This is a genomic window from Desulfitobacterium sp., from assembly GCF_035539115.1.
In the GTDB taxonomy this organism is placed as follows: Bacteria; Bacillota; Desulfitobacteriia; order Desulfitobacteriales; family Desulfitobacteriaceae; genus Desulfitobacterium_A.
In genome coordinates, this window is sequence record NZ_DATLJA010000058.1 from 1 (window position 1) to 24,957 (window position 24,957).

At 45.2% G+C, this 24,957-nt stretch carries 25 protein-coding genes; all 25 read left to right on the plus strand.

The window, feature by feature from the left end:
- The first annotated feature begins 209 nt into the window (after positions 1-209).
- On the plus strand, positions 210-698 hold the full coding sequence (locus VM640_RS10475) for a hypothetical protein (protein WP_325391952.1): 489 nt from the start codon (positions 210-212) through the stop codon (positions 696-698).
- 211 nt (positions 699-909) lie between these two features.
- On the plus strand, positions 910-2,298 hold the full coding sequence (locus VM640_RS10480; protein WP_325391953.1) for a B12-binding domain-containing radical SAM protein: 1,389 nt from the start codon (positions 910-912) through the stop codon (positions 2,296-2,298).
- Between the two features lie 887 nt (positions 2,299-3,185).
- On the plus strand, positions 3,186-5,360 hold the full coding sequence (locus tag VM640_RS10485) for a chemotaxis protein CheA (protein WP_325391954.1): 2,175 nt from the start codon (positions 3,186-3,188) through the stop codon (positions 5,358-5,360).
- Between the two features lie 324 nt (positions 5,361-5,684).
- Positions 5,685-6,131 (plus strand): chemotaxis protein CheW, encoded by a 447-nt coding sequence (locus tag VM640_RS10490; protein ID WP_325391955.1) that lies wholly within the window; start codon positions 5,685-5,687, stop codon positions 6,129-6,131.
- Positions 6,115-7,272, plus strand: coding sequence for a protein-glutamate methylesterase/protein-glutamine glutaminase (locus tag VM640_RS10495; protein WP_325391956.1), 1,158 nt, complete (start codon positions 6,115-6,117; stop codon positions 7,270-7,272). Before VM640_RS10490 ends, VM640_RS10495 begins: the two co-directional genes overlap by 17 nt.
- A gap of 4 nt (positions 7,273-7,276) precedes the next feature.
- Complete coding sequence (flgC, locus tag VM640_RS10500) at positions 7,277-7,762, plus strand: flagellar basal body rod protein FlgC (RefSeq protein ID WP_325391958.1); 486 nt, start codon at positions 7,277-7,279, stop codon at positions 7,760-7,762.
- A 5-nt stretch (positions 7,763-7,767) separates the two neighbouring features.
- A complete protein-coding gene (fliE, locus tag VM640_RS10505; RefSeq protein WP_325391960.1) occupies positions 7,768-8,097 on the plus strand; it encodes a flagellar hook-basal body complex protein FliE in 330 nt (109 codons plus the stop codon).
- A 117-nt stretch (positions 8,098-8,214) separates the two neighbouring features.
- Positions 8,215-9,819 (plus strand): flagellar basal-body MS-ring/collar protein FliF, encoded by a 1,605-nt coding sequence (gene fliF / locus VM640_RS10510; RefSeq protein WP_325391961.1) that lies wholly within the window; start codon positions 8,215-8,217, stop codon positions 9,817-9,819.
- A gap of 2 nt (positions 9,820-9,821) precedes the next feature.
- Complete coding sequence (gene fliG, locus VM640_RS10515; protein WP_325391963.1) at positions 9,822-10,826, plus strand: flagellar motor switch protein FliG; 1,005 nt, start codon at positions 9,822-9,824, stop codon at positions 10,824-10,826.
- Positions 10,810-11,643: a FliH/SctL family protein gene (locus VM640_RS10520; protein WP_325391965.1), complete on the plus strand. Its 834-nt coding sequence runs from the start codon at positions 10,810-10,812 to the stop codon at positions 11,641-11,643. Before fliG ends, VM640_RS10520 begins: the two co-directional genes overlap by 17 nt.
- Entirely contained in the window at positions 11,615-12,931 is a 1,317-nt protein-coding gene (fliI, locus tag VM640_RS10525; RefSeq protein WP_325391967.1) for a flagellar protein export ATPase FliI, read from the plus strand. Before VM640_RS10520 ends, fliI begins: the two co-directional genes overlap by 29 nt.
- Positions 12,918-13,412 carry a flagellar export protein FliJ gene (locus tag VM640_RS10530; RefSeq protein ID WP_325391968.1) on the plus strand — a complete coding sequence of 165 codons (495 nt, stop codon included), beginning with the start codon at positions 12,918-12,920 and terminating at the stop codon, positions 13,410-13,412. The genes fliI and VM640_RS10530 overlap by 14 nt, the downstream gene beginning before the upstream one ends.
- Positions 13,390-13,602 (plus strand): flagellar FlbD family protein, encoded by a 213-nt coding sequence (locus VM640_RS10535; protein WP_325391969.1) that lies wholly within the window; start codon positions 13,390-13,392, stop codon positions 13,600-13,602. Before VM640_RS10530 ends, VM640_RS10535 begins: the two co-directional genes overlap by 23 nt.
- The gene (locus VM640_RS10540) at positions 13,599-14,018 is read left to right on the plus strand and encodes a flagellar basal body-associated FliL family protein (RefSeq protein WP_325391971.1); all 420 of its coding nucleotides are present in this window, start codon (positions 13,599-13,601) and stop codon (positions 14,016-14,018) included. The genes VM640_RS10535 and VM640_RS10540 overlap by 4 nt, the downstream gene beginning before the upstream one ends.
- 38 nt (positions 14,019-14,056) lie before the next feature.
- Positions 14,057-15,055: a flagellar motor switch protein FliM gene (gene fliM / locus VM640_RS10545; protein WP_325391973.1), complete on the plus strand. Its 999-nt coding sequence runs from the start codon at positions 14,057-14,059 to the stop codon at positions 15,053-15,055.
- The gene (gene fliY / locus VM640_RS10550) at positions 15,048-16,181 is read left to right on the plus strand and encodes a flagellar motor switch phosphatase FliY (RefSeq protein ID WP_325391974.1); all 1,134 of its coding nucleotides are present in this window, start codon (positions 15,048-15,050) and stop codon (positions 16,179-16,181) included. Before fliM ends, fliY begins: the two co-directional genes overlap by 8 nt.
- A 51-nt stretch (positions 16,182-16,232) precedes the next feature.
- Positions 16,233-16,595: a response regulator gene (locus VM640_RS10555; RefSeq protein WP_325391976.1), complete on the plus strand. Its 363-nt coding sequence runs from the start codon at positions 16,233-16,235 to the stop codon at positions 16,593-16,595.
- A 3-nt stretch (positions 16,596-16,598) separates the two neighbouring features.
- Positions 16,599-17,072, plus strand: a complete 474-nt coding sequence (locus VM640_RS10560; RefSeq protein ID WP_325391978.1) for a flagellar biosynthetic protein FliO — start codon at positions 16,599-16,601, stop codon at positions 17,070-17,072.
- 65 nt (positions 17,073-17,137) lie between these two features.
- Complete coding sequence (fliP, locus tag VM640_RS10565; protein WP_325392014.1) at positions 17,138-17,887, plus strand: flagellar type III secretion system pore protein FliP; 750 nt, start codon at positions 17,138-17,140, stop codon at positions 17,885-17,887.
- A gap of 352 nt (positions 17,888-18,239) precedes the next feature.
- Positions 18,240-18,512: a flagellar biosynthesis protein FliQ gene (gene fliQ / locus VM640_RS10570; RefSeq protein WP_325391980.1), complete on the plus strand. Its 273-nt coding sequence runs from the start codon at positions 18,240-18,242 to the stop codon at positions 18,510-18,512.
- A gap of 14 nt (positions 18,513-18,526) precedes the next feature.
- A complete protein-coding gene (gene fliR, locus VM640_RS10575; RefSeq protein ID WP_325391982.1) occupies positions 18,527-19,306 on the plus strand; it encodes a flagellar biosynthetic protein FliR in 780 nt (259 codons plus the stop codon).
- Positions 19,303-20,355, plus strand: coding sequence for a flagellar biosynthesis protein FlhB (gene flhB / locus VM640_RS10580; RefSeq protein ID WP_325391984.1), 1,053 nt, complete (start codon positions 19,303-19,305; stop codon positions 20,353-20,355). Before fliR ends, flhB begins: the two co-directional genes overlap by 4 nt.
- A gap of 459 nt (positions 20,356-20,814) precedes the next feature.
- On the plus strand, positions 20,815-22,869 hold the full coding sequence (gene flhA, locus VM640_RS10585) for a flagellar biosynthesis protein FlhA (RefSeq protein WP_325392015.1): 2,055 nt from the start codon (positions 20,815-20,817) through the stop codon (positions 22,867-22,869).
- Positions 22,859-24,067, plus strand: a complete 1,209-nt coding sequence (gene flhF, locus VM640_RS10590) for a flagellar biosynthesis GTPase FlhF (RefSeq protein WP_325391985.1) — start codon at positions 22,859-22,861, stop codon at positions 24,065-24,067. Before flhA ends, flhF begins: the two co-directional genes overlap by 11 nt.
- Entirely contained in the window at positions 24,060-24,926 is an 867-nt protein-coding gene (locus tag VM640_RS10595; protein WP_325391987.1) for a MinD/ParA family protein, read from the plus strand. The genes flhF and VM640_RS10595 overlap by 8 nt, the downstream gene beginning before the upstream one ends.
- The last annotated feature ends 31 nt before the right edge of the window (positions 24,927-24,957 follow it).

Sequence of the window (24,957 nt, forward strand, 5' to 3'; positions counted from 1 at the left end):
ATTATGCGACTTTATCGAAAATCCAAGACTATCAACGGCTAGAGTTTGATGTGCCTGAAAAGAGACGTGCCTGACATAGTTATCAGGTTTGTTTGACGAATTCATTGTGGTATTTTTAGGAAAGTACTTTGAACTCTTGAGTAATCTTTTGGCTTAATTTATTGGAAATCAACACTAATCCTTAATGTTAAAATTCAGGAGGAAGAATTTTGAGTGTTCTAAGCTCGAACATGAGTAGACTACGGAAATTGCAAAAAGAAAAACTTAATTCAGTACAAAAAAGTTATGAGTTAACTATTGAACTGAAGGATTTGCTTGATAAAGAACAGTACGATGCTTGTCAAAATCTACTTGTAGATCGTCAAAATAATTTTGATAAGATAGATAATCTTAATAATATGATAACGGAAACTGAAAACAAATTACGCAATGTTCAGGAATTAGATTCGGTCGATTTTGAAAAAAATAATATGTTAATTCCATCAGACGATGATGAAGACTTCAGACAGATTGTAAGTGAGATAGGTGCAATATTTCAGAAAATGAATACCTTAAACAAAACATGTGAGGAACAGATAAATCTATATAGAGAAAATTTATTAAATAATCTTAATAAATTAGAAAATAGCAAACGAGTTCGTCAACGTTATCATCAAGTTTATATTCTTCCACCTCGTTTTATTGATAAAAATGATTAAACGTTCTCTCAATTAAAAAAAATAAAAACTGTTAAAAACCTATTTTAAATAAGTGCTATTATAGGTTCATGTTGCTACTGATTCTTGGGTTAACACCAAAAACTAATATTTTTTAGAGGAATTCAAAAAGAGATACGAAATACAGAATGAGAGATTTTGAGAGATTCGATCTAAAGTGGTCGAAATACTCCTTAAGAAGGGTGATATTTATATGCGTATATTATTGGTTATTTATGATAATGATTCTTATATTTCTTGGTTTCCTCAAGGGTTAGCATATATAGCTTCAGCGTGTCGAAATGCCGGACATGAAGTCGAAATCTATAATCAAGATGTCTATCATTGGCCAGAATCCCACTTAGTGAACAAACTAAATAGGGAAAAGTATGATGTAATCGGTGTAAGTACAATTGGAGGCTATTACCAATACAGAAAATTACTTAAGCTTTCAGAAGCTATTAACCAGGCTAGAAACCGTCCTTTTTATATAATAGGAGGACACGGTCCGGCTCCAGAACCGGAGTATTTTTTAAAGAAGACTAAAGCAGATGTTGTGGTCATTGGGGAGGGAGAAATTACAATCCTTGAGCTACTTGATGCTGTCCAAGGAAAACGAAAGTTTTCATCTGTAAATGGAATTGCATTTTATGAAAATGAAAACTTTGTAAAGACCCATGAACGTGATTTAATAGAAGATATAGATAAAATACCATTCCCGGCCTGGGATCTGTTTCCTATTGATCACTATGCCTTATTACGATTGCCTCATATTAAGAATAGTGAAAGATGTATGCCTGTTCTGTCAGGACGTGGATGCACTTTTAAATGCAATTTTTGTTATCGAATGGATAAAGGATTTCGGGGCCGTTCGGCTGATAGCATAATTGAAGAAATCGGAATTCTACAAAAGAATTATGGTATTTCTTATATAGCATTTTCTGATGAACTTCTGATGAATTCTACACAAAGGACAATAGAACTCTGTGAAGCTTTCATTAAGAGCGGTCTAAAATTTAAATGGGATTGTAATGGAAGATTGAATTATGCTAAGTTAGATGTTCTTAAGCTTATGAAGGAAGCTGGTTGTGTTTTCATTAATTATGGAATCGAATCAATGGATGAGAAGGCTCTAAAAGTGATGAACAAAGCACTAACTGTTAAACAAATTGTTTCAGGGATTGAAAATACTTTAGCGGCAGGTATTAGTCCAGGATATAATATTATATTTGGCAATATAGGAGAAAATGAGGAATCGCTTCGCTTAGGAGTTGAGTTTTTGCTCAAATATGACGACCATTCTCAAATGCGTACAATAAGACCTGTAACGCCTTATCCAGGGTCACCGCTATATTACTATGCAATTGAAAAAGGACTGCTAAAAGACTGCAAAGATTTCTACGAGAATAAACACACTAATTCGGATTTACTATCTGTAAATTTTACAAGCCTAAGTGATGAAGAGTTTCACCATGCTCTGTATAATGCAAATGAAAGATTAATTAGTCATTACTTCAAACATCAATTAGACAAAAATTTAGAAGTAGCGCGCCGTTTATATTATGGACACGATGTAACATTTCGCGGATTCCGACAATCATAAACGTTGGTTGTATTAAATTCTCAATTAAATACTAGGATTCATGTAATCGCTCAAGTTTCTGTAATCCATTGTGACGCTTCTCTTCTAAAAAAATAAAGGACTAAGCAATGGATATGAACATAAGTAACCAGTGTATAGAGCTTGTGCGAAACTTAGTAAAACCTAACTTATATCGAGGAAATGCTCCTAATAACCCTTCAACTTGAATCAAAGTTGCTAGATAACGAACCCAGATTATAGAATGAAATTCTAGAACAGCGTCAAAAATCATTGACAAAATCGACCAAGTAAATGAAAAAAATTATTCGCTGAAAAACAAAGTAGTTCAAAATCGGCTTTAACGAGTTTAAGCCCAGAGTGGTTCAATCTTCTTTCTCCAAGGATTTGTATAAGACCAAATAAATCCATACGCTACGATATAGTAAAAGTCATTTGAAAATTTAAGAGAAAGATTAGGAATTGCAAATTACAATCTTTGAGGCTTTAGCTATGGCTGGCAAACTATAACCAATTTCTAGTGCATCACCCTAAATAAGGGTGATGTAATTTTTTTGCCCAAAAGTCCTACCTCTTAGCCAGACGAAAGCCCTAGAAAAAGTCGAATATAGATATTTACACTTCTTGTAAATAAATGCTAAGATAAAGCGTTGCTATATATATTGATGAACGACTTCATAAAATAACAATTTTTAGAGGAATTAGAGAAATGATGGCGAATTACAGAACGAGTGATATGAAAAATTTCATCCTATTTCATAAAAATTTTACATAATAACAGTTTAAATTTGGCTATTAGCGTTCTTTTTTATTTTTTGCTTAAAAAGATATAAACTATGGTACTATTGGCGTTATTTGGGTATGTGAAAAGATAGGGGTGGGACATAGACATGAGTGACGATGACAAACAAAATTTAGGCGTAGATCTAGGGGAATTTCTAGAGATTTATCTCTTGGATTCTCAAGAACAGATTGAAAAATTAGGCGCGGGTCTTTTGCAATTAGAGAAAGAGGGAAATAATTCTGCCCTGATTAATGACTTGTTCCGATCTGCGCATAGCTTAAAAGGTGCTGCCGGGACGATGGGGTATACCTCCATTGTTGCCTTGACTCATTCGGCAGAGGATTTGCTGGATCGGCTGCGCCAAGGGAAAATAGAAGTCTCCATGGATTTGATCGATGTATTGCTGACAATGACAGATCGGGTCAAAGCGATGCTTGCTCAGGTTGAACATCATGAAGAGATTAGTATCGACTTTCAGGATATAGTCAATGAGATGAAGGCTCTAATTAACGGAGAGGGTAGGGCTGTTCCTTCAGGCGTGATTGATAAGGTTAGTGAAGAAACGAGCAAGAATTTCATGGCCCTAGATTTCTCGTTATCAGTAGAAGAGAAAAATGAAATTATCGATGCGCGAACTCTGGGACATAGCGTTTATCAGCTTGACGTAAAATTTGCTCCGAATACGCTGATGAAAGCAGTCCGTGCCGTTATGGTTGTCCAAAAGGTGCAGAATATGGGAACTGTGCTGAAGGTTCTCCCCAGTGTCGAGGATTTGGAAAACGGCTCGTATGAGGGGTTTTCCATTCTTACTTTATCTGATGATCCTCAAGAAGAAATCTGCTCGGAAATCCTGGAGGTTTCCGAAATTGACGAGGCTACGTTGAACGTTTACCCTGCTCTGGAAGGTGAAGAAGCTCAACCGCAACAGACAGAACAGTCTACGCAAGTTCAGCAAGCAAAAGAGGAAGTTGCCGCGACCCAAACAGCAGTAGCCTTAATAGCAGAATCTGCTCAAACTGAGGCAAAAAATCAACCCATTGTCAAAGCAGTTACTTCCACCACTGTACCCGCAGGAGAGGGAAATAACCACCAAGTACATACAATTCGTGTGGATACGGTTCGGATGGATAATCTTATCAACCTCGTAGGTGAGATGGTTATTACCCGGACGCGAATGGTTCAAATTGGCCTCGACCTGAAAGAACAATATAAAATGGATGCCTTAGTCAATAATTTGAATGAAACGACCGTTTATCTCGGTCGTTTAATGAATGACCTGCAAGAAAGCGCGATGCGTCTGCGGATGGTTCCCATTGGAACCGTTTTCAGCCGCTTTCCACGTCTTGTACGGGATTTGTCACGTAAAACCAGCAAGGAAATCGAGCTTGTTCTTAAAGGGGAAGATACTGAGCTGGACAAAACCGTGGTTGAAGTTATTGGCGATCCCTTGATGCACTTAATTAGGAATTCCGTCGATCATGGGATCGAACATCCGGCTGAGCGATTGGCCGCGGGAAAACCAGAAGTCGGTCAAATTACTTTGGATGCATACCATGATGGAAACCATATTGCAATCCTAGTCGCGGATGACGGTGGCGGTTTAGATATCCCGAAAATTCGTCAAAAGGCGATTGAAAGAGGACTGATTAGTGCCCAAGAGGAGCTAGCAGACCGCGAGATCGCTAATCTTATTTTCCTCCCAGGCTTTAGTACAGCGGATACGGTGACAGATATTTCTGGTCGTGGGGTCGGCATGGATGTTGTGAAAAAGGCCTTAAATAACTTAGGCGGTGTAATCGATACCGATACCCGTAAAGGCTATGGAACGACCTTCACGATCCGTTTGCCTTTGACTTTGGCGATTATTCAAGCTCTCTTAGTTGAAGTCGGAACGGAAGTTTATGCCGTCCCGCTCTCCTCTGTATTAGAAACTCTGCTTGTTGATCGTAAAGATATAAAAACCGTAGGCAACTTACCTATGGTACAACTGCGAGGTAACACGTTACCTCTTATTAGCTTGCAGAAAAAATTCGAACTACCTGCACCGGAGACGCCAAGCGATGAAGTCTTTGTCGTAGTCGTTGGCCTTGGCGATAAAACACTAGGTCTAATTGTCGATGGCCTCCGCGGTCAGCAAGAAATTGTTATTAAATCTTTAGGCGAAATGTTAAATAACCTCCCTGGCATCGCCGGAGCAACCATCCTCGGGGATGGAAAAGTTACTTTAATCTTAGATATAGGAAGCCTCCTCCAAGACATCCTCGTAACGAGGAAAGGCTAATCTAAAACATATGAACTGAAACCACTACTGATAAGGCTCACTAGATCAAACAGTAACCCAAAAGTAAACAGAAAGAAAAACATCGAAGAAAAGCTTTTGGGCAAGCAGTGAGCGACTTTCGACGGAGTGCCGTCAAGCGAATGACGGCTCTGTAGCTGAGCGTGCCCATGGTTTACATGCAGAAAGCAGAAGGGTTTGGCAACGCTCGCAAAGAGCCCAATGAGCAGGCATGGAGTCGTAGGAGCGAACGGATTGACCAAAAGCTTTCGACCCGAAATGAAAATTAGACAGACTTTATACAGAAGTGAAGAGGAGGGCGTACCTATGCCAGAAGAACAACTCGTTACCTTTGGTCTCGGATCCGAAGAATTCGGGGTCGATATCATGCTCGTTCAAGAGATCATCCGAATTCCTCCTATTACACGGGTGCCAAAGGCTCCAAGCTTTATCGAAGGAGTGATTAACCTTCGGGGCAATGTTATTCCCGTTGTTTCTCTAAGAAATCGATTTGGTATGGATTCTGCTGAAGAAACTGATTTTAGCCGTATCATTGTTTTAGAAGTTGCAAATAGGGTTTTTGGAATCCGCGTCGATGCCGTAACTGAAGTCCTTCGACTAGACACCGATGCGATTGAGCCACCGCCGCCAATAGCCCTAGGTATAGATTCCCATTATATTCGGGGCGTAGGCAAGATTGGTGAACGGCTGCTGATTCTGCTTGATCTTGAGCATATTATGGGTGGAGAGATGGATCATGAATCCGGCAACTAAAGAGCTAATTACGGTTTTGATTGTTGATGATTCTCCGTTTATGCGCATAACTCTGCAAAAGATTTTAAATCAGGATCCTGAGATCAAGGTACTTGATACTGCCCGGGATGGGCGAGAGGGAATTGAAAAACTCCAAACGTTACATCCTCAGGTCATCACCATGGATGTCGAGATGCCGGTCATGAATGGTTTGCAGGCCTTAGATGAAATCATGCGTTGGCAGCCTACGCCGGTGATCATTTTGAGCTCGGTGACGACTGAAGGAACTCAGGCAACCATTAAAGCATTGGAATACGGCGCATTTGATATAGTCGCGAAACCCTCAGGCAAGCCAGGTGACGATCTCCAGGTTCTCGCTCAGGATCTAATCGAGAAAGTTAAAGGAGCAGCCCATGTTGATCCAACCCGACTTGGTAAAAAACGAACACCTGTCCGAACTACTCTAAAAAATAGTCCGCCAACTTTTGCCCAAAGCTCAGCAGTAAATAATTTGAACCGTACGCAATCCCAACCAAGCAGAGCCGGGGCAAGCAATAGATCGCTCAGTTATCCCAAACATCCAGTCGAGATCGTCGCGATCGGAACCTCGACTGGAGGACCCTCAGCCTTGCAAACAGTTCTTCCTCAATTACCTGCGAATTTTCCAGTCCCCGTGATAGTTGCTCAACATATGCCACCTGGATTTACTGGCCCCTTAGCACAACGATTGAACGGACTCTGTGCGTTGAATGTGCGTGAGGGGATCAATGGTGAACCTTTAAAAGCCGGTACGGTCTATGTAGCCCCAGCGGGTAAACAAATCCAAGTTGTGCGCCGAACTGGTCAGCTCCTGCTGCAGATTGGGGATGAAAGCCCAATAAGTACACTCTATCATCCCTCAGTCGATGTTATGTTTCTATCCCTAGCCAAAGAAGTGGGTAAACGAGCCTTAGGGGTGGTTATGACAGGCATGGGCAACGATGGGCTTAAAGGGATGCGTGAAATTAAGGCTCTTGAAGGGTTCGCCATTGCTGAAGCAGAAGAAACGTGTGTTGTTTATGGAATGCCTCGTTCGATTGTTGATGCGGGTCTGGCTGATCGAGTCGTGCCGCTCGGTGAAATCGGGCATGTTATCGTGGAATGTGTTCAAAGAAAGGAGTAGAGATATGGGACTTTTTAGCGCAATTGATACGAGCGCCTCGGGGTTAACCGCACAACGCTTGCGCCTGGATTTGATCTCTAATAATGTAGCTAATATTAATACCACCCGAACCGCGCAGGCGACGGCCGCAGGAAATCCTATTCCTTATCAACGACAGGTCGCTGTTTTTGTTCCTCGCGAGCCAGAAACGTCTTTTCCTACCGTTTTGAATCAGGTTTGGCAGGGAAATCCGGCGGGTAATGGGGTCGAGGTTGCAGCTGTAACTCAAGATCCGGCCCCCTTCCGGGTGGAATATAATCCGGATTCACCTGATGCAGCGAAGGTTGCTGAACCAGGACTACCTGTGGGTTATGTGCGAATGCCCAATGTCAATATCGTAACTGAGATGGTCGATATGATTTCCGCTTCGCGCGCGTATGAAGCAAATGTTACCGCTATGAATGCGTCAAAAGCGATGATGACGAAAGCGTTGGAAATCGGAAGGGGGTAATTTAAATGGCGATCAATCCAATTCCACCGATCATTCCGTTAAATTCGATAAATAGCGCTCAGAACATTCAAAACAATCCTTTGAGTGGAGCAGGGAACGGAGCAGCTAAAACGGGTTCAGATTTTGGTCAGTTTTTAACGAATGCTTTAAATCAAGTGGACGCTTTGCAAAAAAATGCGGATACGGCAAGTCTAGGGCTGGCAACAGGTCAGATCCAAGATGTCCATACCGTTATGATCGCTTTGCAAAAAGCGAATCTTTCTTTAGACATGACCGTTCAAGTTCGAAATAAGGTCTTAGATGCTTACTCAGAAATCATGCGGATGCAGATGTAATCTTATAACTTTATTACTATTTATTAATACGTCATTAGATCGGAATAAGAGGGTGCTAAAACCCGGCAATTTATTCCAGACTGAGCGTAATAACGGTTAAGAAAGGAGGAGCATTTGATGAATTTTTCGTGGGCTGGAATTCAACAGTCAATTCGTGAGTTCTGGGGCAAAATATCCCGTCCACAAAAAATAATTACCGTTATCGCTCCTCTTTTAGTAGCGGTAGCCTTATTTTCTTTGATTTTTTGGGCAGGTCGGCCACAATATGTCGCCCTTTTCTCGAATATGAGCGACACTGACGCTGGGGCAATTACCACAAAGTTGAAAGACCTCAAAGTGAATTATCAATTGGCGGCTAACGGTTCGACAATTATGGTACCGAAAACTCAAGCCGCTGATGTTCGCCTGCAACTGGCCAATGCCGGTCTTCCACAAGGAAGTAAATTCAGCTTTGATAGCCTGAACCAAGTCCGTCTCGGGGAAACGGATGCTGATCGCAAACTTCGTTATGTTCTCGGATTACAGAACGAGTTGGAAACGACCCTGAAAACCTTGGCCGGAGTACAAGATGCGAGAGTTCATATCGTTATGCCAGACCCCTCTCTTTTTGTGGACAAAGAAAAGCCAGCGACAGCTGCAGTCACCTTGAATTTAGCTCCGGGTAAGAAGCTGGCCGATGAACAGGTCAATGGTATTGCTAATCTTTTAGCTGGATCTGTCGAAGGACTGAAGACGGAAAATGTGACGATTGTCGATACCAGCGGAAATACGCTTTCAGATGTCCTAGGTTCAAAATCGGATCCCAAAAAACTAACCGTAACTCAGCTCCAGCTTCAACAACAAGTGGAAGGAGACCTTCAGAAGTCTATCCAAAGCATGTTAGATCAGGTTTTTGGGGCGGGAAAAACAGTCGTGAGAACGAATGCTGTGCTTGATTTTGATCAAGTTTCGGTCAATTCTACGAAAAATGGACCAGGCGCTGTTGTTAGCGAACAGAACAGCACGGATAGTTCGACAAATGGCACGGCTCCGGGAACGGTGCCTGGGACGATTACGAATGTTCCGGGTTATCAGACTCCAATTGCCAATGGTACGAACTCAACTTCGCAGAAAACAAATACGACGAAAAACTATCAAGTGGATACGTCCCAAGAGCAGCGTGTTGTGGCGCCGGGTGCGGTTAAACGCTTATCTGTCTCTGTATTAGCTGATTCGGATGTTGTTAACGCAGCCCAACTGGCCCAAATCCAGTCGGTTGTGGCTTCTGCCGGCGGGATTAATATCCCACGCGGAGACCAGATTCAGGTTGCTGCTTTACCCTTTGATAAAACGGGATTACAACAAGAACAGCAGCAAAGAGATGCAGCTGCTCGTAATCAACAGAATTTAAGATATGTTGAGCTGGGGATAGGTGGTTTGCTTACCCTATTCTTCATTTTCTTGGTCTTGCGGACGCGTTCTAAACGTAAAAAAGAGGCTTTAATTTTGGGAGGAGAATTTCACTCGGTTCCGTTGGCTGCTGCCGAGGAACTCTTACTCGCTCAACAACAGGCCCAACAACAAGCGGAGAAAGAAGCAGAACTTAAGTTCGCACAGAAACGAAAAAGATCTGCGGACGACATTGAAAAACAGAAAATCAAGGAATCAGTTGAAACTTACGCCGAGAATAATCCGGATGAAGTGGCTCGACTTGTTAAGACATGGTTAGCGGAGGAAAAATAGGAATGGCTCAGAGTTTAAATGGAATTCAGAAAGCAGCAATCCTAATGATTGCCCTCGGACCGGATAAATCAGCAAAAATTGTTCAGCATCTCAGCGAAACGGAAATTGATCAATTAACGCTCGAGATGTCGAATGTCCATAAGATCTCTTCTGAACAACGCGATACCGTTGTGGATGAATTCCACCAAATGTGTATTGCCAATGACTATATCGCTCAGGGGGGAATTGATTATGCGCGGGATGTTTTAGAGCGGGCTTTAGGTGAACAGCGGGCCTTTGATATCCTCTCCCGTCTCTCTGCTTCACTTAAAATGCGTCCTTTTGATCTCGTGCGCCGGACTGATCCCAAACAGCTTTTTTCCTTTATTCAAGGAGAACATCCACAGACGATCGCTTTGATTATGACCCATCTTCCGGCAGACAAAGCGGCAACCCTTCTTTCCAGTCTCCCCCATGAGAAGCAGGCCGATATCACGCGGCGGATAGCTTTGATGGGAAGGACAAGCCCGGATGTGCTCAAGGAAATCGAAAAGATCCTGGAACGCAAGATCTCGAGCCTTGCGCCTACCGATTATACTTCCTCTGGCGGGATTCAGAATGTAGTAGATATTCTGAACCGCAGCGATCCAGGTACGCTTAAAGTCGTAATGGACGCCTTGGAAGTGGACGATCCGGAACTCGCCGAACAAGTCAAACGTCAAATGTTTGTCTTTGAAGATATTGTCATCTTAGATGATCGAGGAATTCAGCTGGTGCTCAGGGAAGTGGATTCGAAAGATTTGGCTTTGGCGATCAAAGGTTCGAATCCGGAAGTAGGCGAGAAGATCATGTCTAATATGTCCGCCCGGGCTTCCCAGATGCTCAAAGAAGATATCGAATTCATGGGGCCGGTTCGGTTGAGGGATGTTGAAGAAGCTCAACAACGAATTGTTAAGGTCATTAGGCGACTTGAAGAAAGTGGCGCAATTGTGATTTCGAGGGGTGGCGGCGATGAACTCATTTATTAGCTCACGTGTCGTGAAAAGCCAGGCGGTTGCAGTCTCAATCCCACGGTTAGTGGAACACAATACCGAGAAGTTTCAATTTCTGGGCAATCATCTAACAGTTGTCCGCGATGTCAGGGAAGAAGATTCTCAAGAAAACCGAGTGACTGGTTTGCAAGCGGAAGCTTCGGAAATGCTCGAACAGGCTCAGGCCGAAGATATTCTAGCCAAAGCGCGAGCTGAGGCTGAACAAATCCAGAGGCAGGCCGAAGTTGAAGCGGCCGAAATGAAGCAGAGGCTTGGCGAGGAAGTTGCGGCAAAAGCTCAGTCTGAAGGGTATGAAAAAGGATTTATTCAGGGGCAGGCCGAAGGACATGCCGAGGGAAAAGCTCAGGGCGAACACGAAGTTGAAGGGAAATTACAGCAAGCCCAGGCTCTCCTTCAGTGTGTGCAAAATGCAGCTCAAGAAGAGTTCAATAAAGTGGATAGTGAGCTCCTTCATCTGAGTTTGAAGATCGCCGAACAGGTGATTCGTGCCAGTCTAGATATTGAACCAGAGCTAATTTTACGTCAGATCCAAGCTCTTACGTTGTTTCCGCAGGAGCGTGAGCATTGGCGATTACACGTTTCACCCGAAAACTTCGTCTGGCTTAAGGAAAGTGCTACCGAGACTCAACTTAATCTCATCTATGTCGCAGATGACAATCTACAGCCGGGGGACAGCTTTTTAGAATGTGATCAGGGAATTTTCGATGCGCGTTTAGACGTTCAATTGTCTCATTTAGAGCAACTCCTGAGAGAGGAATTAAGACATGAGAAATTGGGACAGGCTGGCCGATAAAGTACAAAATATGGAACCCGTTATCCCGCAAGGGCGGGTCGCGAAGATCATCGGTTTAATGATTGAATCCGCTGGTCCGCGGGTGAGCGTTGGTGCATACTGCAAAATTATCACGCGCGAGGGGAACAAGATTCCCGCCGAGGTCGTGGGCTTCCGTAATTCTACGACCCTGCTCATGCCTTTGGCTGAGCTAGAGGGGATCGCTCCAGGAGACAGGGTGGTACCGCAGCAGCACAAGCTCATGGTAGGGGTGGGGCCGAATTTATTAGGTCGTGTTCTGGACGGCCTGGGACATCCGTTGGATGGGCGTCCTCTGAACTGTGAAGATGGAGAATATCCACTGCAAAATTCTCCGCCCAATGCTTTTTTGCGCCCACGGATCCGTGACCCGCTGAGTGTTGGCGTGCGGGCAGTGGATGGGATGCTCACGGTAGGGCGAGGGCAACGGATCGGCATCTTTTCCGGTTCGGGAGTTGGTAAAAGCACGCTCCTGGGAATGATGGCTCGGAACACCACGGCCGATGTCAATGTCATTGCTCTCGTGGGCGAACGGGGCCGAGAACTGAGGGATTTCATTGAGAAGGACCTCGGACCGGAGGGAATGCAGCGTTCTGTTTTAGTCGTTGCGACTTCCGATCAACCCGCCTTAGTGCGCTTAAAAGCTGCTTACTCGGCAACCGCAATTGCCGAGTATTTTCGGGATCTTGGCAAGAATGTTCTCCTGATGATGGACTCAGTGACCCGTTTTGCGATGGCTCAGCGGGAAGTGGGGTTAACGGCTGGAGAACCGCCAGCGACTCGGGGTTATCCGCCTTCAGTTTTCGCTCTCCTACCCAAGTTGCTTGAACGGTCAGGAATGTCTCAGCAGGGGAGTATTACCGGAATTTATACGGTTTTGGTGGATGGTGATGATCATAATGAACCGATTGCCGACGCAGTCCGGGGAATCCTCGACGGACATATTGTGCTCACTCGGGATTTAGCGAGTCAGAACAATTATCCGGCGATTGACATCTTGCAATCCGTGAGTCGGGTGATGCCTGACATTGTGACTCCCGAGCATAAGGAAATGGCCGGGATGCTCCGTGAGTATCAGGCAATTTATCAAGATGCGAAGGATTTGATTGATATTGGAGCCTATGTCTTCGGGAGCAATTCGCGAATTGATGAATCAATTGTTCATATGGAGGGAATTCGTTCCTTTCTTCGCCAAGATGTAAACGAAAAAGTAAGTTTTGACGAAATGTTAGAGCAAATGAGAGGATGCTTAAAAGATGCCACGATTTAAGTTTCGGCTGGAAGCAGCGTTGCGCTTGGCTGAGCAGGAGTTGGAAAATGAGCGTCGACGTTTGGCTGAAGAACTGAATATCTTTTACCACTTGCAAGCAGCCTGTATTGATAAAGAAAAACAGTGGCAAGGTGCTTTAAAAGGTCAGAAAGAAGCGGGGATTCGGGAGCCCGAGAAATTAGGAAGCTGGCAAGTGTATGCTGTCAGTTTACATAAGCAGTTCAGGGAACTGCAGCAGGAATTAGCAGTACAGGAAAAAGTCGTGGAAGAGCAGCGCTTATGTGTCAGAACAGCACATCAGGAACAGGAAAAACTAAGAAAGCTCAAAGAAAAACAAGAAGCGGCTTTTTGGTTAAAGGAACAACGGCGCGAACAGAACATTTTAGATGAAGCCGGTCAGGTCATTTTTATCCGCCAACAGGAACAAAAGGACTATGAAGAAGAGGATGGAAATCATTATGATTTATGTGACTCGCCTTAATGGTAAGGCATTTGTTTTGAATTGTGACCTGATTGAAACGATGGAAGAAACCCCGGACACGGTAATTACCTTGACGGGTGGAAATAAATATGTCGTCTCTGAGCGTATGGACGTGCTGATTCCCAGAATCACCAATTATCATCAGCGGTGCCATCCCCTGTATTCAGATGTAGAGGAGTCGAAGGAATGAGTCGGAAAAGTGTAGTTACGGTGATTATTACAGCTATCTTAGGGGTTGTAATTGGTGTCGGTGGAACGATTGGCGTTCAGTCTTTTCTCCTTCCGAAACCAGCAACGACCACACAAATTGTAACCCAGGATGGGCCCGTGGTTGAAATTGCGGAGTTCACGGTCAATTTACAAGGTGGATCCTTCCTAAAAACTCAGATCGCAGTCGAAGGAACAGATAAGAAATCCGATGTCGAGATTAAAGCGAAGATTGACTTTATCAAAGATCGAATCAATACCATGTTGTCGAGCAAGTCTCTTGCAGATATGCAGCCCCAGAATCGGGATAAGTTAAAAAAAGAGCTGATTGCCCAGTTGAATGAAGTGACCGGCAACAAAGTTCAGGACGTACTCTTCCTTACCTTTATTTATCAGTAACTAAATTATCTTGAAAAACGGTTGAGAGGGGGGATCTTATGGGAGACGTTCTATCCCAGGCGGAAATTGATGCGCTTCTCAGCGCGCTTTCCGAAGGGGAGGTGGATGCGGAAGAAATTAAAACCACCAAAATCCAAAAGAAAGTCCGTACTTATGATTTTAAACGGCCGAATAAGTTCTCCAAAGATCAGATTCACTCTCTCCAGAATATCTATGAGAACTATTGCCGAGCGCTGACAACCTACCTATCAGGGCACTTGCATTCGGTGCTTGAGACCAAGGTGCTTTCGATTGAACAGATTACGTATGATGAATTTATCCGCTCTTTACCTAACCCAACGATTCTCGGGATTTTTGCTTTTGAGCCACTCGAGGGAACCTTACTTATGGAGATGAGTCCAGGGTTGGCTTTCGTGATTATCGATTTGCTCTTAGGTGGATTGGGGACTACATCCGAAAAGAACCGAGACTTAACAGAGATCGAGAGTACGATTATCGAGCATAGGCTGGGTCAAATGATCGAGCTCCTTGAAGAACCTTGGTCTGACGTCGCTGAGCTCAAGCCTAAATTGATAGCCTTGGAGACAAATCCTTCTTTTACGCAAATCGTGGCGCCAAATGAGATGGTAGTTCTGATCACGCTTGAAGTAAAAGTGGGCGAAACGATGGGGATGATCAATTTTTGTTTACCGTATTTGGTCATTGAACCTATCTTGGAGAAACTGAGCACCTTTTTCCTGTTTGCGACCCAATCCAAGGTCAGAAGTCCAGAACAGGTTAGAGCGATTCGCAAAAAAATTGAATGGGCGAAAATAGATATGACCACACTGCTCGGACAGACTGAAATTTCAGTGAGAGACCTCTTAGAACTTGCGCCAGGAGATGTGATTCCTCTTCAGCAAGGGGTAGAAAACGCCCTCTCGATTTATGTTGGGGACTTTAAGAAGTTTCGTGGGGTTCCTGGCTTAAGCGGGGAACATTTTGCTGTTCAATTAACTGAAACTGTCGATGAAGAAGGAGGGGAACAAGATGGGTAACGGGATGCTTTCCCAAGAAGAAATAGATGCCTTGCTCCGCGGAACGAACACACCAGAGCCTCCTGCAGTGGAACCGGCTGCAGAGTTTAATGATATGGAAAAGGATGCCATTGGCGAGATTGCGAATATCTCCATGGGAACTGCAGCGACGACTCTCTCCCAGCTTTTAGGTAAAAAAGTAGATATCACGACGCCTAAGGTTGACGTCACCGACGCCGAACAAGTTCGCAAAGATTACCCGATTCCGTCGGTGATTGTGGATGTCAAATATAAAGCCGGGATTGAAGGCTCAAACTTCCTCATCCTGTCCCAACGGGATGCCTCGGTTATCGTTGATTTGATGATGGGTGGAGATGGTAAAAACCCTTCACCTGAGCTCTCCGAGCTTCAGATCAGTGGAATATCGGAAGCCATGAATCAAATGATGGGCTCGGCGGCGACCTCAATGTCCACGATGTTTAAATCCATGGTGGATATTACTCCTCCCCAGCTGGTACTCAATGATTTTGGGTCGGTTGAGGGTGGGGCTCACGAGTTTTTTGCGCCGGGTGAACCCTTGATCAGAATTTCTTTTCGAATGGTTGTTGAAGATGTCATTGATAGTATCCTGATCCAAGTGATCCCGATCGACGTCGCCAAAGGAATGGTTGCCAAACTATTGGGGTCGATGGATTCACCTGTACCTCAAGTGACTGCCCCGGTTCAACCTCAACCAAGGGCGCAGAGTGCTATTCCCCTGAACCCACCACCTCAACAGAATCAGACGAGTTCCTCCGGTTATGCCCAGCCTCAGCCGAATTATCCGCCTACTTCAGTTCAGCCGGCCCAATTTGCGCCACTACGTCCGACGAATCTTAAGGTTAACCAGGATAATCTCGGTTTGATTCTCGATGTTCCCCTTCAAGTCAGTGTCGAGCTCGGTAAAGCGAAAAAGACGATTAAAGAGATTTTGGAATTAGGTCCTGGTTCGGTCATTGAACTGGATCGGCTGGCTGGAGAACCTGTCGATATGATTGTTAATGGCAAATTAGTAGCTAAGTGCGAAGTTGTCGTTATTAACGAAACGTTTGGCATCCGGATTACGGATATCGTTCTGCCGAGTGAGCGGATGACCACTATCCAATAAGACGGGGAAATGCTTAGAATATTACGCCGAAGGCGATGAGGAGGAACACCAGTGAGTGCAAATATATTGATTGTTGATGATGCTGCGTTTATGAGAATGATGGTGAAGGACATATTGACGAAAAACGGCTATAACGTCGTTGGTGAAGCTGAAAACGGCGCAATTGCAGTGGATAAGTATATGGAGTTAATTCCTGATCTCGTAATTATGGATATCACGATGCCCGAGATGGATGGGCTGCAGGCCGTTCGGGAAATTCGCAAACGTGCCCCTGAATCAAGAATTATCATGTGTAGTGCCATGGGTCAACAAGCAATGGTTATTGATGCCATTCAATCGGGTGCGAAGGATTTCATCGTGAAGCCGTTTCAATCGGATCGCGTGATTGAGGCAGTATCGAAGGCGCTGAAATAGAGTATGTCAGATATTGAAAAGCAGTTATGGGCTCCCAGTGAGGCAGTAACGGCTCAGGCCACCAGTTTTTCCTGGGGGGGATTTGTGGCAACGGTGCTCATCTTTATAATTATCTTGATTATCGCCTTAGGACTGATCCGACGTTTGAATCGCTCTGCATTGCGAGGGATGAATGCACCATGGGCTAGGGTTTTGGATCGACAAATTCTATCAGGTCAGCAGTCTCTTTATCTGGTCGAGATTGCCGGCAAGTTACAGGTCCTCGGTGGGTCTGATCATCATTTGGTGAAACTTACGGAGATTGAGGATCCAGAGTTGGCTGCAGAAATTCTTGATGAACTAGCGAATCGTCCTATGGAACGAGCTGAAGGGACACTCGGTAAGCTATGCCAAAGGCTTTTTAGCGGAAAGAAACGTACGGGAAAGGATTCCTTCTCCAGCGAACTCGAACGCCTGATAAAGGAGGTAGAAAAATGAGTTCCTTTTTCAGTGCGAAACGTTCGAACGACCAAAAGCCGGACTCCATTCTAAAGAAATCAAAAATGAAGAGTAGGTTACTGAAATTTGCGTTTGGATGGGGTGTTCTCGGATTAGGAATTTTGCAGCAGGCGAGCCCAGTTCTGGCAGCGGTATTAACGCTGGATTTAGGGAATAATGGTGCCCAGCAAACGAGTTCTTCGCTGCAAATTCTTTTACTCTTAACCGTGCTTTCGATAGCTCCGGCGATTTTGGTGCTCATGACTTCCTTTACCCGGATTATCGTGGTTTTGTCCTTTGTGCGTAATGCCTTAGGTACACAACAATTGCCCCCAAACCAGGTACTGATCGGGTTAGCACTATTTCTCACCTTTTTTGTCATGGAGCCGACTTGGAATGACATCAATGCTCAGGCTTTGCAACCCTATATGAATAACAAGATTACCCAGACGGAAGCCCTGCAGAAGGCAGAGGAACCCTTGCGAACCTTTATGTTTAAACAGACCCGTGAAAAAGATCTCGAGTTGTTTGTGGGCATGGCTAAAATGGAGCGGCCTAAGACCTACCATGACATCCCTACCTATGTCCTCATTCCTTCTTTTATTATTAGCGAATTGAAAACCGCTTTTCAAATGGGTTTTGCCATCTTTATCCCTTTTATGGTTATCGATATGATTGTATCCAGTACGCTGATGTCCATGGGGATGATGATGCTGCCGCCAATGATGATCTCTCTACCCTTTAAACTTTTGCTTTTTGTTTTGGTTGATGGCTGGCATCTTGTCGTGCAGTCGCTTGTTACGAGTTTCCATTAAATATGTAGCTTATCGCACATCCGTTCACTTACCGCTACAGGGCTGGCATTCTTGCTTTCGAGGGGGCTCTGCCAAACCTCAGGGTAATACCTGAAGTGAACCAGTGGCGCCGCCAACCCTCCAAAGCGTCGATCGCCTGAACGCCCCTCCGCGCAAATCGTTCACTTCTGTGCGATAAGCTACGCTTATGGGTGGTCGTTTAAGATTTTCAGAGTAGTAGTACTTAAAGTTAACAAAGGGCGCGACTTAACGTTCCGTAGACTGCATTCGCTTAACGCTGCTCCTCTATGAAGGTTCACTAAGTAATTGCAACAGAATTTTAGGATGATTCTTATTTGGGGAGGTTTTGCTGATGAGCCAGGGTGAAGTTTTATATCTTGCTAAAGAAGCTCTAGGCACCGCGATGCTCGTGGGTGGACCGATCTTACTGGTGAGTTTGTTGGTGGGACTCTTGGTCAGTATCTTTCAAGCGATGACCCAGATTCAGGAGCAAACCTTATCGTTTATTCCCAAAATTCTAGCGGTTATTGCCGTAATGTTGTTTCTCGGACCGTGGATGTTGACCGTTTTAACAACCTACACCACAAACCTGTTTACACAACTTGCAACTTTCGGCAACTACTAGTCGGAGATGATGACATGGGTCTTGCTCAATTTTTACAATGGAATGTATCCCTCTTTTTACTGATCGTTTCCCGCTGGGCGGGAATGATCATGCTCGCCCCAGTATTTGGCGCTCGGGGAGTACCCGGCATGGTGAAGTTAGGACTGGCTGTTAGCCTTTCGATTATTGTTTATCCCCTGATTCAAGCCTCGGGACCACAGATCCCAAATGAACTTTTGCTCTATGGAGCATTAGTTATTAAAGAAGTACTTGTCGGGCTCGTCATTGGATTTGTGATTTATGCAATCACCGCAATTTTAGAAGGAGCGGGGCAGCTTATTGATTTTCAAATGGGTTTCACGATGGGAAATATGATTGATCCGGTTTATGGAATGCAAAGTCCGATGATGGGTAACTTTCAACTTGTGCTCGCAACCATGCTTTTATTAGCCACAAATTCTCATCACTACCTTATTGCAGCGATGGTGAAAAGTTATTCATATATCCCGGTGAATCCGACAGCTCTGCCACAAGGACTCGATTTTTTCGTTAACTTGGTTACTGCAGTATTTTCCTTATCGATACAGCTCTCACTCCCGGTTGTTGGAGCCCTATTGATTGCGGATATTGGGGTCGGGCTCTTATCCCGAGCAGTACCGCAATTGAATATTTTTACAGTTGTCTTTCCCGTCAAAATTATTTTGGGATTTGTCATCTTGTTCCTCGCAGTTCCCTTCTTTGGAGTATCTGTCAGTCATTTATTTAATACGAGCATGACCTGGGTCTTGCAGCTCTATAAGGGGTGGCAGCAATGAGTGAAAAGACCTTACAAGCCACACCAAAACGACGACAGGATGCGCGTAAAAAAGGTCAAGTCCTTAAGAGCCAGGAAATGGTGTCTGCCTTTATGCTCCTGGGATACATTGCTCTGCTAAAGTACTGGCTGCCGACGATGTTAACAAAAATGGGGGGACTCTTTTCCTACGTCTATAGCCTTCCCAATGACTGGAGTTTGCAATCCGTACCGACGCTGATGATCAACGTGATTTGGGTGGGGATCCAAATCGTCGGCCCCGTTTTCATTGTCGGTACCCTGATTGCTATAGCCAGTAATTATCTGCAGGTGAGATCCCTATTTACCTTTGAAACGATTAAACCCCAATTTTCTCGAATTAGTCTGGTCAATGGAGCTAAAAGAATGTTTGGGGTAAAGGCCTGGGTTGAACTCGCTAAATCCCTGCTCAAAGTGATCCTTATTGGCTATTTCTTGTATGCTTCGATACGGGATAATCTTCAGGTTTATCCAGCCTTGCAACAGCTTAGTGTCGCTCAAGCTGCGATGTTCATCGGGCAAGCCCTCTTGAGCCTTGCTTGGAAAATCTCTATATCCTTCGTTTTTATTGCTGTCATAGACTTTCTCTACCAATGGTGGGATTATGAGAAAAATTTACGCATGTCTCACGAAGAAATGAAACAAGAGTACAAACAAACCGAAGGAAATCCTCAACTTAAATCAGAAATCAAACGGAAACAACGGGCTATGTCTATGAGCCGCATGATGCAAGACCTAAAAAAGGCAGACGTCGTTGTCACAAACCCAACCCACTTCGCCGTAGCCCTCTGTTATAACGCCAAAGAAAATCCCGCTCCCTTCATTGTCGCCAAAGGAGCCGACGAAGTCGCCTTCCGAATCCGCGAACACGCCAAAGAATACGGCATCATCATCTTAGAAAACAAGCCGCTGGCCCGCGCTCTCTACGCCCAAGTCGAAATCGGGCAAGCCGTACCAGCAGATCTCTATAAAGCCGTCGCCGAAGTCCTAGCCTTCGTTTACCGCCTGAAGAAAAAACGCCCAATCGCCTAAACATCAGCCCAGCGAAAACATTCATCAAGCAATCACACACCCGACGCTAATCGAACTTTCATCTCTGCTTAGCGACGATATTCTCCAAAGGAGAATAAGTGGACATGCAAGAAAGCAAAGCCGAGCCGAGCATACTGCGAAGACAGGCGAAACGATTTGCGTAGCGAAGAATTAAAGCAGAGGGGCGTAGTGAACGCAGGCAGCGCAGCGTGAAGCCGAGCCGTGGACTTGTCCATGGATGGACTGATGCCGCGGGCGCATGGACGCGCAGGAGCGGCGTACCTCTTTTATTACCCTGAGGTTTGGCGAGGTAGCGGAGTCGCCAAGTGAATAGCCCCGGCGCCGTGATGAGCGAGCAAAGCGTCTCGCCGACACCCCAGAACTTAGACCCCAGAGACTTACTTAATAAAGCACTTATACTTTGCAGAAAGGAGGAGCAATGACGTGGCAACAACCAACATGAATAAACGCTTGCTAGCCAACACCGACGTCCTAGCAGCTATCGGAATCGTATCCATTGTCGTCATGATGATCATCCCGCTTCCTTCCTTTCTCCTCGACATCTTACTCACTATAAGTATTACCGGCTCCGTCCTGATCCTGATGCTCTCCTTGTTCACGGTTGACCCCTTAGACTTCTCAGTCCTTCCCTCGTTATTGCTGATCATGACCCTCTTCAGGCTCTCTTTGAACGTCTCTACAACCCGATTGGTTCTCTTAAATGGGTTTGCCGGGAACGTCATTCAGCAATTTGGACAGTTCGTCGTCGGTGGGAGTCCTGTCGTTGGCCTAGTCGTCTTCATCATCCTTGTTGTCGTTAATTTTATTGTTATCACCAAAGGCGCAGAGCGGGTATCTGAAGTTGGCGCTCGTTTTACCTTGGATGCGATGCCAGGGAAACAAATGAGCATTGATGCTGATTTGAATTCAGGACTTATCAATGATCAGCAAGCCAGGGATCGCAGGAAAAAGATTCAACAGGAAGCTGACTTTTACGGATCGATGGATGGTGCTAGTAAATTCGTCAAAGGGGACGCCATCGCCGCTATCATTATTCTTTTTATCAATATTATCGGAGGATTTATCACTGGAATTATGATGCGGGGCGAATCGGTTACCCAAGCTCTACAAACCTATACCTTGCTGACGATCGGGGATGGGCTGGTCTCACAGATCCCTGCTCTTTTAATTTCGACCTCTACGGGTTTGATTGTGACTCGCGCCACCTCGGATTCAAACCTTGGACAAGACTTAGCGAAGCAACTTTTCAGAACGCCGAAGGCGCTTTTTATTACGGCAGGAGTACTTGTCTTTCTGGCCTTTGCGGGACTACCTAAACTTCCTTTTTTTGCGGTTGCGCTTGTTTTGATTGGCGCCGGTGTGTACTTACAAAAGAATTCCCAGCAAAATGTTGTTGACGAAAGCGCGGCAGCCCGAGAAACGGCGATTGAAGAAAGTAAAAAGCCGGAAAATGTGCTTAATCTCCTGCAGGTGGATAATATGGAGCTTGAGCTTGGTTATGCCTTGATCGCCTTAGTGGATGTCCAGCAGGGGGGAGATCTTCTCGATCGGATAGTGCTGATCCGCCGCCAGGTCGCGACTGAGATGGGGTTCATCGTACCTGTCATTAGGGTACGCGATAATATGAATCTGCAGCCAAACCAATATCTGATTAAGATTCGAGGGGCAGAGGTAGCAAGCGGGGAGCTACTAGCTGATCACTATCTCGCCATGAGCAGTGGGATCGAGGATGAGAGTATTCCAGGGATCCCGACGAAGGAGCCCTCCTTTGGGCTTGACGCGAAATGGATCAGCGCTGTTTATCGCGAGCAGGCAGAACTTTCAGGGTATACAGTGGTTGATGCGCCAACCGTTTTGGCTACCCATTTAACAGAAGTCATCAAAGGCAATGCTTGGGAGATCTTGAGCCGACAGGACGTTAAAACACTGCTGGATCATGCGAAGGAACAAGCCCCGGCTGCAGTTGATGACGCGTTGGAGAATCTCAACCTGGGGCAGATTCAGAAAATTCTCAGTAACCTCTTACGGGAAAGAGTGCCCATCCGGGATATGGTGACCATTCTCGAAACCCTGGCAGATTACGCAGCGGGAACGAAGGATAGCGATCGTTTAACCGAGTATGTTCGGCAAGGTTTATCACGGCAAATTCTGCAGCAATTGCTGGGCCCGGATAAAAATCTTCCGGTGCTAACGCTGGAGCCAAAACTCGAGCAACAAATTTTGGATAGTGTCCAACCTTCAGACTTTGGAAGTTATCTCACCCTGGATCCACATGTCCTCCAGGAACTTATGCAATCTCTGAGCAAGGAAATCGAGAAGATGATGCTCAAAGGATATAATCCTGTGCTTGTTTGTGCTCCGGTAGTGCGGATCAATCTGAAGCGCGTGACGGAGAGACAACTTCCACAACTGATTATTTTATCGTATAACGAACTCGTTCATGGAGTTCAAGTACAAGCAGTAGGGATGGTGGTGGCTGGAAATGCGAGTTAAACGTTTTATTGGGGATAATGTTGCCGAAACCATGGGCAAAGTGAAACGAGATTTAGGCTCGGACGCGGTGATCCTGCAGACTCGGCAGTTCCGCGAAGGCGGAGTATTTGGCTTATTTGGTAAGACAAAGGTGGAAATCACGGCAGCCATTGAAGAGCAGCCAGTAAGTAAGAAGCCAGTACGTCCAGTAAATCCTGAAAGGTTAGACCAGACACGTGTCACAAATGAGGCGGTTTATCGCCCGAAAGCTCCTAATCCAGAGCCCTTTCAGAATTCCTTAGCAGGGGAATATGCTCAAACCTCGAAAACCGTGTCTTTGGAGCAAGAATTACAGTCAATGCGTAAACTTCTCACTAGAATGAACCAGCAAATGGAGGGGTTTGGCGGGGAACAGGTGATTTGGCCGGTACCCTTGCAAAAATGGGCGGATTTACTCCAAGAGCGGGGGGTTCAGCCTAAACTTGTGAAACGACTGATGCGTTATTTGCAGCAGAACTTAAGAGAAGAGGATTGGTCAGTCGATTCTCGGGTCAGAGTGAAATTAAAAGAGGAAATTCAACAGATCTGCCATAACACGGCCACGATTCAACCTGGGGTTAAAAAGCCGCGGGTCATTGCTTTAGTTGGGCCAACGGGAGTGGGTAAAACCACGACGATCGGTAAATTGGCAGCAGGCTTCAGCATTGTTGATAAACGGAGTGTGGCGTTGATTACGGCTGATACCTACCGGGTTGCTGCGGTTGAGCAGTTAAAAACCTTTGGTGAAATTATAGGGGTTCCGGTGGATGTTGTGATGACACCTTCCGGTTTAAAAGATGCGATCACGACTCATGAGGATAAGGAACTTATTTTTGTTGATACGGCGGGTCGCAGTCCACATCATGAATTACATATGTCAGAACTCAAGTCCTTCCTCGATAAAGCGCAGCCGGATTTAACGATTCTGGTGCTGAGTGCGACGATGCATTCCGCCGACCAACTTAAAGTTCTACGCCGCTTTGAACCCTTATGCACTCACCTTCTCTTCACGAAAATGGATGAGACAGTGAATGGAGGTTCGATCCTCAACCTCTTAGAGCAGACCAATTTACCCGTTGCCTATATAACGAATGGTCAAAACGTACCAGACGATATCGAGGCCGCAACTCCGGACCGTCTTACCCGCTATATTCTTGGGGAGGAAAATAGACATGCATGATCAAGCAACAATCTTAAGAGAAATGGCCTCCCATCCGGATGAAGCACCCAGAAAATCATTTCGCGTTATTTCCGTGACGAGTGGTAAAGGGGGAGTCGGGAAGACGAATTTTACAGTGAATCTTGCCTTGGCTTTGATCGATTTTGGTTATCGTGTCATCATTCTTGATGGTGATCTGGGCTTGGCAAATGTTGATATCGCTTGTGGTCTCACGCCTCGCTTTACGCTCGAACATCTGCTCAGTGGCGAGAAAACGATCGAAGAAATATTAATCACTGGTCCCAAAGGACTGGGAATCTTACCCGGTGGCTCAGGAGTACAGGATTTAGCAAATATTGAACGGATTCATCTTGAAAATGTAATTCGTAATTTAGGACGCTTGGAAGGACTGGCAGATATCCTACTCATCGATACAGGTGCAGGTCTAGGACATACGGTAACGAATTTTCTTAAAGCGTCAGATGATATCATCCTACTCACTACACCAGAGCCAACCTCGCTTACGGATGCGTATGGAATGCTCAAAGCGCTGCGCTCAGATGAGCAGAAGAAAATACAGGTGCATGTAGTGGTCAACCGGGTGAGTCATGAAGCTGATGCCAGAGCAACCTTTGAACGCTTAGAAAATGCTGTCCGCAGATTTTTACAGGGGTCGGTCAGCTTACTGGGGTGGGTATACGAAGATCCCTTGGTGGGCAAAGCTGTTATGAGGCAAGAGCCCTTGGCGATAGCCTATCCTACGAGTGCTGCTTATCATTGTATTCAATGGATTGCCGGATCCGTTTCCGGACTTTATCTCGCACCCCCTCACAAGGAGAGTGGCATACGAGGATTTTTGACGCGACTCTTGCGTCATTAATATAGACCTATCAATTTCCTGAATAGGAGGT